A 16,054-nucleotide genomic window follows, 5' to 3' on the forward strand; every position below is an offset into this window, starting at 1 on the left:
GGGTGGGGAAACACGGGCGTCACACGGGTGGGGTTCACTGGGGGGAGACGCCCGACGGGCGCGGGACGGAGGCGCTGCATGGACCTGAACACGATCCAGCGCGTCCGGGTGGTGCGCGAGCGCTCCGAGCTGGCGGGCCGCGGGCCGCGCTCAGCGGTCATCGGAGGCGGCTCCTGGGTGTTCTCCCTCCCCCACGACCACCTCGACGAGCTCCTCGACCTGCAGGGATTCGCGTGGGAGCCGATCGTGCGCACGGACGCCGGGCTCTCGATCGCGGCGACCTGCACGCTCAGCGAGCTCGCCGCGATGCCCGACGCGGGCGACACCGCCCATCCGCTCTTCTTCCAGTGCTGCACGGCACTGCTGGGCTCCTTCAAGATCTGGAACGTCGCCACTGTCGGCGGCAACATCGCCAACGCCCTGCCCGCAGGACCGATGATCAGCCTCGCCGCCGCGCTCGACGCCACCGCCCTCGTCTGGCGGGCCGACGGCTCGGACGTCGCCGTGCCGGTCGCCGAGCTCGTGACCGGCAACATGACCACTTCCCTGGCCCAGGACGACGTCATCCGCTCGATCGAGATCCCGCTCTTCTCCCTCCGGGCGCGCACCGCGTTCCGCAAGACGGCGCTCTCCCCTCTCGGACGCTCCGGCGCCGTCGTCATCGGCCGCCTCGACACCGACGGCGCGTTCGTGCTCACGATCACCGCGGCGACCGTCCGGCCGGAGCGGCTCCGCTTCGCCGCCGTTCCCTCCTCGGCCGAGCTCGCCGCGGCCGTCGACGGCGTCGCGACCTGGTTCACCGACCCGCACGGAGCCGCCGACTGGCGCCACGCCGTCGTCCGCGTGCTCGCCGAGGAGATCCGCACCGAGCTGGCCGGAGGCGCCCGATGAGGTTCACCGTCAACGGGGAGCCGGTCGACGCCTCCCCCCGCCCCGGCCAGGTGCTGCGCACCCTCCTCCGCGACCACGAGCACTTCGAGGTGAAGAAGGGGTGCGACGCCGGCGACTGCGGCGCCTGCTCCGTCCTCGTCGACGGGACGCCGTTCCACTCCTGCCTCTACCCCGCCCACCGCGTCGAGGGCCGCGAGGTGACGACAGCGGCCGGCCTCGGCACGCCCGAGGAGCCGAGCGCGGTGCAGGAGGCGTTCGTCGAGGCCGGCGCGTTCCAGTGCGGCTTCTGCACGGCCGGCATGGTGGTCACGGCCACGGCGCTCGACGGAGTCCGCGCCGAGGACGTGCCGCGGCTGATGAAGGGCAACCTCTGCCGGTGCACGGGCTACCGCCCCATCCGCGAGGCCGTGACGGGCGCCTGCGCGTCCGGGCACGGCGCGCACGCGGCCGAGCCGTCCGGAGCGGATCGCACGGAGGCCCCGGTCCGCGGACGGCACGCGGCCCCGCCGTCGGGTCTCACCCCCGTCCGCCGCACCGGTCGCCCATCGGCCGAGGAGTCCCGGGTCGGCCGCTCGCTCGGCGCGCCCGCCGGCCGGCGGATCGTCCAGGGCCGCGAGCCGTTCACCCTCGACGTCGCCGTGCCCGGCCTGCTGCACGTGAAGGTCGTCCAGAGCCCGCACGCCCACGCGCGCATCCGCTCGATCGACACGACCGCCGCCCGCGCGATGCGGGGCGTCGTCGCGGTCCTCACCGCCGAGGACGTCCCTGACGTCCTCTACTCCACCGCCCGCCACGAGTCCCGGCTCGACGACCCGGACGACACCCGCATGCTCGACACGGTCGTCCGGTTCCGCGGGCAGCGCGTGGCCGTGGTGGTCGCGGAGTCGGTGGCCGAGGCGGAGGCGGCCTGCCGCGCCGTCGAGGTCGACTACGAGGTGCTGCCCGCCGTCTTCGACCCGGAGGAGGCGCGCTCGGCCGGCGCGCCGCTCCTGCACGCCGACAAGGATCCGATCGCCTCGCGCATCGCCCGGCCGGAGGCGAACGTCGTCGCGGAGCTCCACGGAGAGTACGGGGACGTGGCCGCCGGACTCGCGGAGGCCGACGTGGTCGTCGAGGGCCGGTACTCGACCTCCCGGGTCGCGCACACGGCGCTCGAGACCCACGGCACCATCGGCTGGCTCGAGGGCGGAGAGCTGGTGCTGCGGACCTCGACGCAGGTGCCCTTCCTCGTGCGCGACGAGATCGCGCGCCTGTTCGACCGCGATCCGTCGACCGTCCGCGTCTTCACGGCACGGGTGGGCGGCGGCTTCGGCGGCAAGCAGGAGATCCTGACGGAGGACGTCGTCGCCCTCGCCGTGCTCGCCACCGGCCGGCCCGTGCAGTTCGAGTTCACCCGGAGCGACGAGTTCACGATGGCCCCCTGCCGACACCCGATGCGGGTCGGCGTCACGCTCGGCGCCCGGCGCGACGGACGGCTGACCGCCCTCGCCGTGGACGTGCTCTCGGACACCGGCGCCTACGGCAACCACGGACCCGGCGTGATGTTCCACGGCACCTCGGAGTCGGTCGCCGTCTACAGCGCGCCCAGCAAGCGCGTCGACGCGCAGGCCGTCTACACGAACAACCTCCCCTCGGGGGCGTTCCGCGGCTACGGCCTCGGGCAGGTGATCTTCGGCATCGAGTCGGCGATGGACGATCTCGCCCGCGAGCTCGGGATCGACCCGTTCGAGCTGCGGCGGATCAACGCGGTGCGCCCGGGCGAGCCGCTGGTGGTCACGCACGTCGAGGGCGACGACATCGGCTTCGCCTCCTACGGGCTCGACCAGTGCCTCGACCTCACCGAGGCGGCACTGGCCGGCGGCGGCGGCTCCCCCGCCCCCGACGGACCGGGGTGGCGGACAGGGCAGGGCACGGCACTGGCGATGATCGCCACCATCCCACCGCGGGGCCACTTCTCGGAGGCGACCGTCACCGTCGACGCCGAGGGAGTGCTGACCATCGGCGTCGGCACGGCCGAGTTCGGCAACGGGACGACCACCGTGCACACGCAGCTGGTCGCGAGCGCCTTCCGCGCCTCGGCCGACCGGGTGCGGATCCGCCAGTCCGACACGGACGCGGCCCGCTACGACACCGGAGCGTTCGGCAGCGCCGGCACGGTGGTCGCGGGCAAGGCCGTCCACTCGGCCGCGACGCGCCTCCTCGCCGAGCTGCAGGCGCTCGCCAAGCGGCTGACCGGGCACGACGAGACCTTCGAGCCCGACGACGAGGGCCTGCTCGCTCCGGACGGCACCCGGGTCGCGTTCGCCGATCTGGTCCGTGCGGCCGGCGGACCGGTCACCGCGACCGGGAGCGAAGACGGCGCTCAGCGCTCGCTCGCGTTCAACGTCCAGGGCTTCCGCGTCGCGGTGCACGAGCCGACGGGCGAGGTGCGGATCCTGCAGTCGGTCCAGGCGGCCGACGCCGGCTTCGTGATCAACCCGGCGCAGTGCCGCGGGCAGGTCGAGGGCGGAGTGGCGCAGGCGATCGGCTCGGCGCTGTACGAGGAGGTGATCCTCGACGGCGAGGGCACCGTGACCACGGCGATCCTCCGGAACTACCACATCCCGCAGATGGCGGACGTGCCCGAGACCGAGGTGCTCTTCGCGGACACCGCCGACGAGCTCGGGCCGTTCGGCGCGAAGTCGATGAGCGAGGCGCCCTATAACCCGGTCGCCCCCGCACTCGCCAACGCCGTCCGCGACGCGATCGGCGTGCGGCCGACCGAGCTGCCGCTCTCCCGCGACCGGATCTGGCGGCTCCTGCACCCGGACGCCGCCCCGGTCGCGACCGTCGAGGCGGAGGCGCCGCCCGGTTGAACGACGACGGGCTGAGCGCCGATCGGCTGCCGCAGCTCAGACGCGCGACGCCAGCTCCGTGCTCGCCCGGGCGACCTCGCGGGCGATCGCGTCCTCGTCCGCGTTCACCAGCCGTCCCTCCCGCACCGTCGGGCGACCCTGCACCAGGAGCAGGCTCAGCGGGGGCTGCGCTCCGAATGCGAGCGCCGCGACCGGGTCCGCGATGCCCGCGTGCTCGATCCCGTCGATCCGCCAGAGCGCGAGGTCGGCGAGCTTGCCGACCTCGATCGAGCCGATCTCGTCCTGCCGGCCGAGCACCCGGGCCCCGCCGATGGTGGCGACCGAGAGCGCCTGCCGGGCGCTCATCCGGTCGGCGCCGGCGCGCAGGCGGTTCATCAGCACCGCGGCGCGGATCTCGGAGCCGAGCTGACCGGACTCGTTCGACGCCGCGCCGTCCACGCCGAGGCCGACCGGGGCTCCCGCAGCCAGCAGCTGCGGGATCGGCGCGATGCCCGCCGCGAGCCGGCCGTTCGAGGACGGGCAGTGCGCGACTCCGGTGCCCGTGGCCGCGAACTTCGCGATCGCGTCGGCGTCGAGGTGGACGCAGTGCGCCATCCAGACGTCATCGCCGAGCCAGCCGAGCGACTCCAGGTGGTCGGTGGGCGAGAGGCCGAACGCCTCCCGCGTGTAGGCGTCCTCCTCCACGGTCTCGGAGCCGTGGGTGTGCAGCCGGACCCCGAGCTGACGGGCGAGGACGGCCGACTCGCGCAGCAGGTCGGTGGTCACCGAGAAGGGCGAGCACGGGGCGATCGCGACCCGCACCATCGCGTCGGCGGAGGCGTCGTGGTACCGCTGGACCGCCTCTCCGCTGGCCTGGAGCGCGGCCGCCGTGGTCTCGACGGCGAAGTCCGGCGGGAGGCCGCCCCGGGACTCGCCGAGGTCCATCGACCCGCGGGTCGCGTGCAGCCGGAGGCCGAGGGTGCCGGCCGCGTCGACGATGCCGCCGACGATGTCGCCGGAGCCCCGTGGGAAGACGTAGTGGTGGTCGGCGACGGTGCTGCAGCCGGACCGGGCGAGGACGCCCATCGCGCCGAGGGCGGCGGAGCGGGTCAGGTCGGCGTCGATGCGGGACCAGGCGGGGTAGAGCGCGACGAGCCAGTCGAAGAGGATCGAGTCCTGCGCCCAGCCGCGGGTGAGCCACTGGTAGAGGTGGTGGTGCGTGTTGACGAGCCCGGGAGTGAGCAGGTGGCCGCGGCCGTCGACCCGCGTGAGCGCGATCGCCTCCTGCGCCGGCAGGCCCGTCGGGGACCGTCCGTCGAGGGCCCACGCCGGAGGGTCGCCGGCTCCGACGGCGACGATGCGGGAGTCGTCGACGACGACGTGGCCGACGGGGTGCTCGGTCCCGTGCGCGTCGACGGTGGCGACGTGGGCTCCGGTGAGGACGTGGCGCTGCATGCCCCGAGCATGGCAGCGCGGTGTTTCGCGGCCGTTTCCCGCCGGAGTGCGAGCAGGCCGGCGCGATCACGACGGCGCGCCGTCAGGGGAGGACGTGCGGCTCAGCGCGCCGCGTGGATCGGGCCCGAGCGCCCCGCGAGCGGCTCCCCGGACGTCCCCGTGCGCGCGGCGAGGACCTCCGCGAGGATCGACACGGCCGTCTCCTCCGGCGTCGACGCGCCGATGTCCAGGCCGATCGGCGAGTGCAGGCGGGCGAGCGCCTCCTCCGTCACTCCCGCCTCGCGCAGCAGCCGCAGCCGCCGCTCATGGGTGCGCCGCGACCCCATCGCGCCGACGTAGGCGACCGGGAGCGCGAGCGCGGTCTCGAGCAGCGGGATGTCGAACTTCTCGTCGTGCGTGAGCACCGCGATCACGGTGCGCGAGTCGACCTCGGCGCGGGCGAGGTGGTCGGACGGCCACTCGACCACGACCTCGTCGGCGCAGGGGAAGCGCTCGGCGGTCGCGAACACCGGACGCGCGTCGCAGACGGTCACGCGGTAGCCGAGCAGGGCGCCGGCGGAGCAGAGCGCGGCGGAGAAGTCGACGGCGCCGTAGATCAGCAGGCGCGGCCGCTCGGCGTGCACGATGTAGGCGATCTCGAGCTCGGCGCTCCGGCAGGCGGTCTCGGCCGTGGCCGAGCGGCCGGAGGCCAGGCGCGCCTCGCGCTCGGCGAGGATGCGGTGGGCGGTGTCCTCGTCCAGGTGCGGGCCGACGACGTCCTGGAGGCGCGTCGCTCCGGTGAGGACGAGGCCGATCAGCTCCTCCGGGCCGCCGACGACGATCGCCAGCGCGGCCGAGCGGCCGGCGCGGGCGGCGCGCAGCTCGGCGAGGACCGCGGTGGAGCCGGAGTCGACGACCTGGCCGAACACGCGCAGCTGCCCCCCGCAGGACAGGCCCGCGGCGAAGGCCGCCTCGTCGTCGAAGCCGAAGTGCTCGGACGCGCTGCCCGAGGTGCCGAGCACCTCCTGGGCCAGCGCGTACGCCTGCGCCTCGACGCAGCCGCCGGAGATCGAGCCGATCGCGCGCCCCTCCGCGTCCACCGCCATCGAGGACCCTAGAGCGCGGGGAGCCGAGCCGAAGACGTGCGTGACCGTGACGACCGCGACGCTCCCGCCCGCCTCGACGCGCTCGAGCAGGGGGTCGGCGATGTCGAGCACGACGGCCTCCTCTTCTCGGACGGGAGGCGACGGCGCCGGGGCTGCGGGGAGGCCGGGCGGAGCCGCCGACGGGCGCTCACACGCAGGAAACATGCCGAGTATAGGGTCGATCCATGCCTGACGACGCTCCCTTCCTCGACCTCGTGATCCGCGCCTCCGACGTGCTGACCGAGAACGGCCGGCGTCCGGCCAGCATCGCGATCGCCGAGGGCCTGATCGTCGCGGTCGGCGAGCGGGACGCCCCCTGGCGGACCACGGAGGAGATCGTCCTCCCCGAGGGCCAGGTCCTGATCCCGGGGATCGTCGACACCCACGTGCACGTCAACGAGCCGGGCCGCACGGAGTGGGAGGGCTTCGCCTCCGCCACCCGCGCGGCCGCCGCCGGGGGCGTCACCACGATCATCGACATGCCGCTGAACTCGATCCCGCCGACCACCACGGTGGCGGGGCTCGAGGCCAAGCGCGCGGCCGCCGGGCCGCAGGCGCAGGTGGACGTCGGCTTCTGGGGCGGGGCGATCCCCTCGAACCTCGGCACGCTGCGCGAGCTCCACGACGCGGGCGTCTTCGGCTTCAAGTGCTTCCTCTCGCCGAGCGGCGTGGACGAGTTCCCGCACCTGAGCCGGGAGCAGCTCCTCGAGGCGATGCGCGAGATCGCCGCCTTCGACGGACTGCTGATCGTGCACGCCGAGGACCCGGCCGAACTGGAGGCGAGCGCGCTGGAGCCCGGCGCCTCCTACGGCGCGTTCGTCGACTCCCGCCCGCCCGCCTCCGAGCGCAGCGCGATCCTGCACGTGATCGAGGCCGTCCGCGAGACCGGCTGCCGCGCGCACATCCTGCACCTCTCCTCCGCCGACGCGCTGCCGCTCCTGCGCGAGGCGAAGGCCGAGGGGCTGCCGATCACCTCCGAGACCTGCCCGCACTACCTCACCTTCGACGCCGGCTCGATCCCCGACGGCGGCACGCAGTTCAAGTGCTGCCCGCCGATCCGCGACGAGCGCAATCGCGAGCAGCTCTGGAAGGGGCTGCTCGACGGAACGATCGACATCATCGCCTCGGACCACTCCCCCGCCACCGCCGAGCTGAAGCTCCCCGCCGGCGGCGACTTCGGCGTCGCCTGGGGCGGGATCTCGGGACTCGAGCTGAGCTTCCGCGCGGTCTGGACCGGGGCCCGCGAGCGGGGCATCCCGCTCGAGCAGGTCGTCGCCTGGATGTCCACGGCGACCGCCGCGTTCGCCGGGCTCGGCCAGAAGGGCCTGCTGCACGCGGGGTCCGACGCCGACCTGGTCGCGTTCGACCCGGAGGCGCAGTGGCGCGTGGACGTCGACGCCCTCTCGCACCGGAACCCCGTCTCGGCCTACGAGGGCCGCGTCCTCCGCGGCGCCGTCGCCGCCACCTGGGTGGGCGGCCGCCGCGTCACCGCCGCGACGGTCCCGCCCGCCGGGCGCCTCCTCAGCCGCCCCTGACCTCGACCCGCCGATCCCCCGCCTCCCTGACGACACCTCGGGGAACTCGACCGCTCACGCCGAGCGCCGCCGTGTCATCGGCAGGTTTCGAGCGTGTGAACGGAGGCGGGTCGGAGCCGCGGAGCGGGCGGATCGCACAAGACTCGGAGTCCCGGCGGCGGCTCCTCGGGATGCTCCGCCGGTGCGCGGAGCCCCCGGCAGGCGCGAGGCTGGCAGACGGGCTCGCAGGAGCCGCGAGCAGGACGGTCACCACCGCGTGACCGGGCCCGGCCGCACGGAACGGACAGGAGCGGACATGTCGATCATCCTCGGGGACCACCAGTACGGGAAGGCCGAGAACCGCGTCGTGCGGATCTACCGCGAGACCCCGCGGCACGAGATCCACGACGTCAACGTCTCCACGGCCCTCCGCGGCGACTTCGAGGCCGCGCACCGAGAGGGCGACCAGTCGGCCGTCCTGCCCACGGACACGCAGAAGCAGACGGCGTACGCCTTCGCCAAGGAGAAGGGCCTCCGCTCGATCGAGCCCTACGGCCTCGAGCTGGCCCGCCACTTCGTCGACGGCTACGAGCCCGTCCACGGCGCCCGCATCGAGATCGAGGAGTTCGCCTGGGAGCGCGTGCTGGTGGACGGGCGCGAGCACGACCACACCTGGGTCCGGAAGGGCCAGGAGACGCGGATCGCGTCGGTCACGGTCGAGGGCTCGGGCGACGAGCGGCGGATCTGGATCACCGGCGGCTTCAAGGACCTCACGATCCTGAAGTCCACGGGGAGCGAGTTCCACGGCTTCCTCACCGACCCGTACACGGTCCTCCAGCCGACGAACGACCGGGTGATGGCGACCTCGCTGGTCGCGAAGTGGCGCTTCGCCCTGAGCGAGGACGAGATCGCGGCGATGGACTGGGAGGCGGTCTACGCGGGCGTCAAGGCGCTCATGACGAGCCGCTTCGCGACCGTGCACTCCCTCGCCCTCCAGCAGACGCTCTTCGAGATGGGGAAGGCGGTCCTGGAGGAGTACCCGCAGATCGTCGAGATCCGTCTCTCCGCGCCGAACAAGCACCACTTCGTCTACGACCTCTCGCCCTTCGGCGTCGAGAACGACAACGAGGTCTTCCACGCCGCCGACCGCCCCTACGGGCTGATCCAGGCGAGCGTCACCCGCGACGACGCGCCGCCCGCGGGATCCGCCTGGACCGCCTACACGGGCCTGGTGTGACCGGCGCCGGGGGCGTCCACCGGGGGCACGTGCTGCACGTCGCCGGGGGTGCGACGCTCGCGACCGCGCGGGAGTCGCTGGTGTCGATCCCGGACGGCGCTCTCGCCGTGGACGAGGACGGCACGATCGCCTGGGTCGGTCCGTACCGCGAGCTGCCGGACCGCTTCGCTCTCCTGCCGGTCTCCGGCGACGCCGCGTCGATCCTGCTGCCCGGCTTCGTCGACGCGCACGTGCACTTCCCCCAGACGTTCTCGACCGACGGCTTCGGCGGCGGCCAGCTGCTCGAGTGGCTCGACCGGACGGTGTTCCCGGCGGAGGCGCGGCTCGCCGACCCGGAGTTCGCCGACGTCGTCGCGCGCGCCTTCACCCGGCGGCGGGTGGCCGCGGGCACGACCGCCGCGATGGTCTTCGGCTCCGCGTTCCCGGCCGCGCAGGACGCCCTCTTCGAGCGCACCCGCGAGGCGGGGCTGCGGATCGTGTCGGGGCGCGGGATCCAGACCACGGGCCCGGCCTCGGCGGCGCCCCTGATCACCTCGGAGGAGGAGGCGCTGACGCTCGCGTCGGAGGAGATCGACCGCTGGCACGGGAGGAACCCGCTCCTGCAGGTCGCGCTCGTCCCGCGGTTCTCGCTGTCCGTCACTCCCCGGACCCTCGGAGCGCTCGGCGACCTCTACGACGACGTCCGCGGACGCGGCGTCTACGTGCACAGCCACCTCAACGAGAACGACCGGCCCGGCGACGGCGAGATCGCCGCCGTGCTCGGCTCGTACGGCACCCGCAGCTACCTCGACACCTACGACGGGCTCTTCCTGCCCGGCTCCGCGCGCGGCGGCTCCTCCCTCCTCGGGCCGCGCACGATCCTCGCTCACGCCGTGCACTGCCAGGACGCGGAGCTGCACCGGATGGAGGAGACCGGCACCTCGATCGCCCACTGCCCGACCTCGCAGCAGTTCCTCGGCTCCGGCACCATGCCCTGGCGCCGGACCGTCGCCTCGGGGGTCACCGTCGCCCTCGGTTCGGACGTGGGCGCGGGCGACGAGTGGCTGCTGGCACGAGTGGCGAACGACGCCTTCAAGGTGCACCTCTCGGAGCCCGGCGACGCGGCCGTCGCCCTGCATCCGGCCGAGCTCCTGTTCACGGCGACGCTCGCCGGCGCACGGGCGCTCGACCAGGAGGACCGGTTCGGCAGCCTCGACCCCGGGAAGGACGCGGACTTCCTCCGCATCGAGCCCGACCGGTGGGAGCCGCTCGCCGACGTCCTCGCCCACGGAATCCGCGCGGACGACGAGGAGGAGGCGACGGCCCAGCTGCTCTTCGCCCTGCTGATGACCCTGCGCGAGCCGGCGATCGCCGCGGTGCACGTCCGGGGCAGGCGGATCGCGCCTCCGGAGTGACGGGGCCGGCCCGGGCGGCGCGGTGCGGACCGCGCGCACCCGGCCGTCAGCGCAGGCGCAGCGCCAGGAACAGGTCGGCGCGGTCCGCGGTGTCCGACAGGTCGCGCTGCGTCAGCTCCTCCACCCTCGCGATGCGGTACCGCACCGTGTTCAGGTGCAGGTGCGTCTGCTCCGCCGTGCGCACCCACGAGCCGCCGCAGTCGAGGAACGCCGCGAGCGTGGCGACCAGCTGCGAGCCGTAGCGCGCGTCGTGCTCGACGAGCCGCCCGAGCACCAGCTCGACGAACACCGAGCGCAGGTGGTCGGGGACCGCGCTCAGCAGCTGCACGGCGGAGGTGACCTCCCCGAAATCGCTGACCCGCACCGGAGCGTCGTCGCCCGGAGAGCCCGGCAGCAGCATCCCGTAGCGTGCCGAGCGGAGGGCGCCGCCGAGCGCGGGCAGCGGAGTCGCGGCGCTCGTCCCGACGCGCAGCACGGCGCCCGGCCACGCGGCTCCCGCTCGTCGCAGCGCCGAGATGACGACGGCGAGCGGATCCGCGCCGGTGGGGATCGCATCGGTCGCCTCGGTGGGCAGCACCGCCACCGCGCAGCCCTGGGCGTCGCGTCCGACCACGGCGCGGCCCAGGTGCGCGGCGGCGTCGACCAGGACACGGCGCGCCAGGTCCGGGAGCGCGTCGCCCTCGAACTCGGCGGCGACCACGGCGCACCGCCCGGCGCCGCCGAGTCCGAGCTGCCGCAGGTACACCGCGGCCTCGGGCTGCTCGCTGTCCTCCTCCACGAGCTCGAGCAGGCGGTCGGCGAGAGCGGAGTCGGCCGAGAGCGCCGCCTCCCGCTGCAGCCGGTAGACCCCCACGACTCCGGCGAGCTCGGTCACGGCGTCCAGCACTGCGGCGGACCAGTCGTTCCAGTCGCCCCCGACGACGACCAGCCAGGAGGTGGCGCGGTGCTCGCCCGCTCCGGCGACGGTGAGGACCGACAGGGCGCCGCCGCGGGCGTCCGCGACCACGACCGGGCTGCGCCGGGCCGTGAGCGCCGCGTGCACGACCCGCTCGATCTCCCCCAGCCCCAGGGGCGAGGCGGAGGCCGCGGTCCGGCCGGTGGCGGTCAGCACCGACACGGGGAGTCCGAGCTCGCGCGAGGTGCGCGTGACGAGCTCGTCGAGCTGCTGCCCCCGGTAGACCTCCGTCAGCAGCTCCCGCTGGCGGGCGAGGGCGGCCGTCAGCCGGGCCACGCGGTCGCCGGCGAGAGCGTTCGACAGGTGCGCCGTGATCGCGCCGAACGACACATCGGCCGGCACGGCGATCAGCGGGACGTCGTGCTCGCGGCAGGCGACGACGAGGTCGTCCGGCACGAAGCCCAGCAGCCCCTCGCCGGCGAGCAGAGCGCTGGCACCCGAGTCCGCGACCGCGGCGACGAAGGCCGCGCTGTCCTGGGCGTCCCGACGCCAGACCAGACCGGTCAGCACCAGCTGGTCGCGCGAGATGTAGCGGCGCGGATCGAGGAGATCGGTCGTGAAGATGCCGTCGACCGGCCGCGCGAGCGCCCCGTCGCCGGCGACCAGCACGCGCAGCCGCAGCTGCGGCGCGTCGAGGACGTCCTGCAGCTGCATCAGCTGCCCCGGTAGGTCGAGTAGGCGAAGGGACTGAGCAGGAGCGGGATGTGGAAGTGCGCCTCCTCGTCGTCGAGGCGGAAGGCGACGACGACCTCGGGGTAGAACGACTCGGTGCCCGAGGCGGCGAACCAGGCGCCGGTGTCGAAGACGACCCGGTGCACCCCGGCGGCCAGGCGCTCCGGCCCGAAGGCCGCCACGCGGCCGTCGTCGTCGGTGCGGGCCTCGGCGAGGCGCTCCCAGCCGGAGCCGACACGGGCGTCGAGAGCCACCGGGACCCCGCGCGCGGGGCGGCCGCGGACGGCGTCGAGCACGTGGGTGGTGACGCGGCTGGCGTGCCCGCTCATCGTGCGGCCTCCGCCCGGACGAGGCGCCCGTCGTCGAGGCCGCGGACGCGCAGCACCGTGATCTCCCGCAGCTGCTCCGCGACGATGCGGGCCTCCGACTCGTCGTCGAGCCCGAGCCTCCGCTCCAGCTCCGCGACGACCTCGGCCCGGTCGCGGCCGGCCGCACGGAGGAGGAACACGCGCCCGAACCGCTCCTCGTAGGCGCGGTTGCCGGCCAGCAGCCGCCGGGTCAGCTCCTCGTCGCCCGTGCGGCTCGCCGCCTGCTCCGCGGCCGAGAACGCGGAGGAGCGCCCCGCGCCCGCGTGCCGCTCGCCGATCCGGGGGTGGTCGGCCAGCGCCGCCTCCACCTCCTCCTCGGTGAGCGTGCGCGCGGCCCGCTCGGCCGCGTCGGCGAGCGCGTCGGCCGACGGGTAGGGCGCGCCGGAGGCGACCTCGTCGGCCCAGCGGGGGACGGCGAGGCACGCGAGCAGCACGTCGCGGGCGGTCTCGGATCGGGTGTCGGTCATGCGGTCTCCTTCGTCCGGCGGAGCAGGGGCTCGGCCTGCGGCACGATGGTCGGATGGATCTGGTCGGGAGTCGGGACCTCGTCGGGCTGGTGCTCGCGGCGGGTGCGGGGCGCCGGGCGGGCGGCCCGAAGGCGCTGCGGTGCGACGCGGCGGGAGTTCCCTGGGTGAAGCGAGCCGTCGAGAGGCTCCGCGCGGTGGGCTGCGAGCGGGTGCTCGTGGTCCTGGGCGCGGAGGCCGGACGGGCGCGCCTCCTGGTGCCGCCGTCCGCGGACGTGGTCGTCGCGGCGGAGTGGGAGACCGGCCTCTCGGCGTCGCTCCGCGCGGGTCTCGCCGCGGCCGAGGGCGTCGCCGCGCTGGTCGCCCTGGTCGACCTGCCCGAGGAGCCGCCGAGCGTGGGGGCCCGGCTGCTCGCGGAGGCGCCGGTCGCGCCGGACGTGCTCGCCCGCGCGGTCTTCCGCGGTCGGCCCGGTCATCCGGTGCTGCTGGGACGGGACCACTGGCCGGAGCTCCTCGAGGGCGTGCACGGCGACTCCGGCGCGCGCGACCTGCTCCGCGCGAGGGGCGCGCGGGGGGTGGAGTGCGGCGATCTGTGGTCGGGAGCCGACCGCGACGGGCCGGACTGAGCGGTTCACGCCAGGCCCGCGTCGTCGAGGGCGGCGGCCAGCGCCCGCCAGGCCAGGGTCGCGCAGACGGAGCGGACGGGATTGCCCGCCACCGCGAGCAGCGCCTGCTCCTCGCCGGCGAGAGCACCCTCCCGGTGCGCCATCGCCGCGAGGAACGCGTCGATCCGCTCCCGTACCGCCGGCGCCGGCAGCCCGTCGAGACCGTCCACGAGCAGCGACGCGGATCCCCGTGAGACCTCGCACCCCCGCCCGCTCCAGGCGAGGCGCACCTGCTCGACGCCGCCGTCGACGCGCAGCTCGATCCGGTCGCCGCAGGTGGGGGTGATCAGCTCGGCACGGCCGAGGGACGGAGTCGGGTCGGCCTGCCCGACGGGGTCCTTGGCGTGCGCACGGATCAGCTCCGCCGCCTCGCTCACGGCCGGTCCTCCAGCTCGGCGAGCTCCGCGTAGGCAGTGCTGATCCCGGCGATCCGCTCGCGCGACTCCCTCGGCGACGCCCCGAGCACTCCGGAGGCCACGAGCGCGACCGCGCTCATCGCCGCCGCGTAGCTGTCCAGCGCCGTGCCGCTGTCGACCGGGCACTCCAGCCAGACCGCCGCGTGCTCCGCGTAGCGCCGGGCGGGCGGATCCGCGAGGAGCACCACGGGCACCTCGCGCGCGGCGAGCGTCCCGATCAGGGCGGCGAAGGAGGCGGGGCGGCGGCGGAAGCCGACCAGCGCCACGACGTCCTCGGCTCCGAGCCCCTCGAGCTCCTCACCGAGCGACTGGCCGGGCTGCGGGGCGATCCGGACGCGTCCGCGCGCCTGCGCGAGCTGCTGGCGCAGGTGCAGCGCCACCGGGTAGCTGTTGCGCAGTCCGATCACGACGACCTCGCGTGCTCCCGCGATCAGCCGCACCGCCTCCTCCAGCCGCCCGTCGCCGAACGCGGCGGCCAGCCGGGCCAGGTTCGCCCGCTCGCTCTCGAGGTGCGCGGCGAGCGGATCCCCCTGTCCCTGCGCGGGACCGACCGGCACACCGGAGGACCGCAGCGCCCGGGCGTGCTCGCGCACCTCCTGCGAGTTCGAGAACCCCAGGCGGCGGAACAGCCGCGAGACCGTGGCCTTGGACACTCCGCTGTGCTGGGCGAGCTCGGTCGCCGTGTAGACGGCCAGGTCGCCGAGGTGGTCGAGGATGAAGTCGGCGGCCCGCTGCTCCTGCCGCGACAGCGCGGCGTAGCCGGCATCGATGCGGTGGCCGATGCTCGTCGAGGGGGCCGGGGCGGGGGTCACGGGGTCGGCGTCCCGTCGGCGAGCGCCAGCACGGCCGCTTCGAACGCGTCGAGCGCGGTCGCGACGTCGGCCTCGGTCACGTTCTCGTCCGGGTGGTGGCTGACGCCGCCCTCGCAGCGGAGGAAGAGCATCGCGTACTCGGCGAGGTCGGCGACCGCCATCGCGTCGTGGCCGGCCTTGGAGAACAGCACCATCGGCTCCGCGTCCCCGGTCGCGCGGATGCCCGCCCGCACGACGTCCTGCAGCCGTGAGGAGGCGACGACCGCGGGGGCCGAATGGGTCTCCTCCACCGTCAGCGCGAGACGGCGGCGCGACGCCGACTCCGACATCGCGTGCTCGATGGCGTCCCACGCCGCGTCGCGCTGGGCGTCGGTCTCGGCGCGGAGGTCGAGGCTGAACTCGACCCGGCCGGGGATGACGTTGACCGCGCCCGGGAATGTCTCGAGCCGGCCGACCGTGGCGATCACGCCCTGCTCCCGCGCGATGCGCTCCACCGCGAGCACGGCCTCGGCCGCCCCGGTGAGCGCGTCGCGGCGGCGGTCGAACGGAACTCCGCCCGCGTGCCCGGCCTTGCCGGTGAGGGTGAGTGCGAAGCGGCGGGCGCCCGCTATCGAGGAGACCACGGCGAGGGCGCGGTCCGCCTCCTCCAGGTAGGGGCCCTGCTCGATGTGCGCCTCGAGGTAGGCGAGGACGTCCTGCGCGTCGCGCGCGGCGGTGCGGATGCGCGAGGGGTCCAGCCCGAACTCGTGGAACGCCTCGACGAGCGTCGTCCCGTCGGCGTCCTCGAGCTCCCACCAGTGCTCGTCCCAGGTGCCGGCGAGGGCGCGGGAGCCGAGGAGCGCTGTGCCGAAGCGGGTGCCCTCCTCGTCGCCGAACGCGACGACCTCGACGGCGAACGGCAGGCGCCGGCCCGCCCCGTGCAGGCGCGACACCACGGCGATCGCGAGCATCACGCCGAGGATCCCGTCGTAGCGGCCCGCGTCGGGCACCGTGTCGAGGTGCGAGCCGAGCAGGAGCGCCGGGAGTCCCGGAGTCGCGCCCTCGTAGCGGCCGCACTGGTTGCCGGCCGCGTCCTGCCAGGTGCGCATGCCCGCCTCGGTCATCCAACGCGCGGCCATCGCGTTCACCCGGGCGTGCTCGGGCGAGAGGTAGACCCGCTCGATGCCGTCGCGGCTGGAGGAGACCGCGGCGAGCTCGTCGCAGCGGGCCATGATCGCGGCGGCGTCGAGGGCGGGGGCGGCGGTGGCGGCGGG

General features: G+C 75.0%; 14 protein-coding genes. 6 read left to right on the top strand and 8 right to left on the bottom strand.

Annotation, left to right across the window (positions count from 1 at the left end; genetic code table 11):
- The first annotated feature begins 78 nt into the window (after positions 1–78).
- Both C5C56_RS16460 and C5C56_RS16465 read left to right on the top strand, forming a co-directional pair.
- A complete protein-coding gene (locus C5C56_RS16460; protein WP_104319954.1) occupies positions 79–891 on the top strand; it encodes an FAD binding domain-containing protein in 813 nt (270 codons plus the stop codon).
- Positions 888–3,746: a molybdopterin cofactor-binding domain-containing protein gene (locus C5C56_RS16465; RefSeq protein ID WP_104309553.1), complete on the top strand. Its 2,859-nt coding sequence runs from the start codon at positions 888–890 to the stop codon at positions 3,744–3,746. Before C5C56_RS16460 ends, C5C56_RS16465 begins: the two co-directional genes overlap by 4 nt.
- A gap of 36 nt (positions 3,747–3,782) precedes the next feature.
- Here C5C56_RS16465 and C5C56_RS16470 read toward each other — a convergent pair whose 3' ends face one another.
- Both C5C56_RS16470 and C5C56_RS16475 read right to left on the bottom strand, forming a co-directional pair.
- Positions 3,783–5,180: an 8-oxoguanine deaminase gene (locus tag C5C56_RS16470; protein ID WP_104309552.1), complete on the bottom strand. Its 1,398-nt coding sequence runs from the start codon at positions 5,178–5,180 to the stop codon at positions 3,783–3,785.
- Positions 5,181–5,281: 101 nt separating this feature from the next.
- Positions 5,282–6,376: an XdhC family protein gene (locus C5C56_RS16475; protein ID WP_104319955.1), complete on the bottom strand. Its 1,095-nt coding sequence runs from the start codon at positions 6,374–6,376 to the stop codon at positions 5,282–5,284.
- Positions 6,377–6,489: 113 nt separating this feature from the next.
- Here C5C56_RS16475 and allB point away from each other — a divergent pair, with 113 nt between their 5' ends.
- The 3 genes from allB (at position 6,490) to C5C56_RS16490 (ending at position 10,449) form a co-directional block, all read left to right on the top strand.
- On the top strand, positions 6,490–7,839 hold the full coding sequence (gene allB, locus C5C56_RS16480; protein ID WP_104319956.1) for an allantoinase AllB: 1,350 nt from the start codon (positions 6,490–6,492) through the stop codon (positions 7,837–7,839).
- 295 nt (positions 7,840–8,134) lie between these two features.
- Positions 8,135–9,055 carry a factor-independent urate hydroxylase gene (gene pucL, locus C5C56_RS16485; protein ID WP_104234587.1) on the top strand — a complete coding sequence of 307 codons (921 nt, stop codon included), beginning with the start codon at positions 8,135–8,137 and terminating at the stop codon, positions 9,053–9,055.
- Positions 9,052–10,449 (top strand): amidohydrolase family protein, encoded by a 1,398-nt coding sequence (locus C5C56_RS16490; protein WP_104319957.1) that lies wholly within the window; start codon positions 9,052–9,054, stop codon positions 10,447–10,449. Before pucL ends, C5C56_RS16490 begins: the two co-directional genes overlap by 4 nt.
- A 46-nt stretch (positions 10,450–10,495) precedes the next feature.
- Here C5C56_RS16490 and C5C56_RS16495 read toward each other — a convergent pair whose 3' ends face one another.
- From C5C56_RS16495 to uraD, 3 genes are read right to left on the bottom strand one after another with little or no spacing between them, the layout of a single operon-like run.
- Positions 10,496–12,058: a PucR family transcriptional regulator gene (locus C5C56_RS16495; RefSeq protein ID WP_104319958.1), complete on the bottom strand. Its 1,563-nt coding sequence runs from the start codon at positions 12,056–12,058 to the stop codon at positions 10,496–10,498.
- Positions 12,058–12,405, bottom strand: a complete 348-nt coding sequence (uraH, locus tag C5C56_RS16500) for a hydroxyisourate hydrolase (RefSeq protein WP_104223494.1) — start codon at positions 12,403–12,405, stop codon at positions 12,058–12,060. The genes C5C56_RS16495 and uraH overlap by 1 nt, the downstream gene beginning before the upstream one ends.
- A complete protein-coding gene (uraD, locus tag C5C56_RS16505) occupies positions 12,402–12,911 on the bottom strand; it encodes a 2-oxo-4-hydroxy-4-carboxy-5-ureidoimidazoline decarboxylase (RefSeq protein WP_104319959.1) in 510 nt (169 codons plus the stop codon). The genes uraH and uraD overlap by 4 nt, the downstream gene beginning before the upstream one ends.
- Positions 12,912–12,964: 53 nt before the next feature.
- Here uraD and C5C56_RS16510 point away from each other — a divergent pair, with 53 nt between their 5' ends.
- On the top strand, positions 12,965–13,534 hold the full coding sequence (locus C5C56_RS16510; RefSeq protein WP_104273897.1) for an NTP transferase domain-containing protein: 570 nt from the start codon (positions 12,965–12,967) through the stop codon (positions 13,532–13,534).
- A gap of 5 nt (positions 13,535–13,539) precedes the next feature.
- On the opposite strand, the gene C5C56_RS16515 is transcribed toward C5C56_RS16510, so the two are convergent.
- The 3 genes from C5C56_RS16515 to C5C56_RS16525 form a co-directional block, all read right to left on the bottom strand.
- A complete protein-coding gene (locus C5C56_RS16515) occupies positions 13,540–13,950 on the bottom strand; it encodes an iron-sulfur cluster assembly scaffold protein (protein ID WP_104226650.1) in 411 nt (136 codons plus the stop codon).
- Entirely contained in the window at positions 13,947–14,801 is an 855-nt protein-coding gene (locus C5C56_RS16520) for a MurR/RpiR family transcriptional regulator (RefSeq protein WP_104319960.1), read from the bottom strand. The genes C5C56_RS16515 and C5C56_RS16520 overlap by 4 nt, the downstream gene beginning before the upstream one ends.
- Positions 14,798–16,054: allantoate amidohydrolase (locus C5C56_RS16525; protein WP_374954281.1), on the bottom strand; the 1,257-nt coding region annotated here is incomplete at its 5' end. The genes C5C56_RS16520 and C5C56_RS16525, both read right to left, overlap by 4 nt.

This window comes from Rathayibacter sp. AY1D1 (genome assembly GCF_002932635.1).
Taxonomy (GTDB): Bacteria; Actinomycetota; Actinomycetes; order Actinomycetales; family Microbacteriaceae; genus Rathayibacter.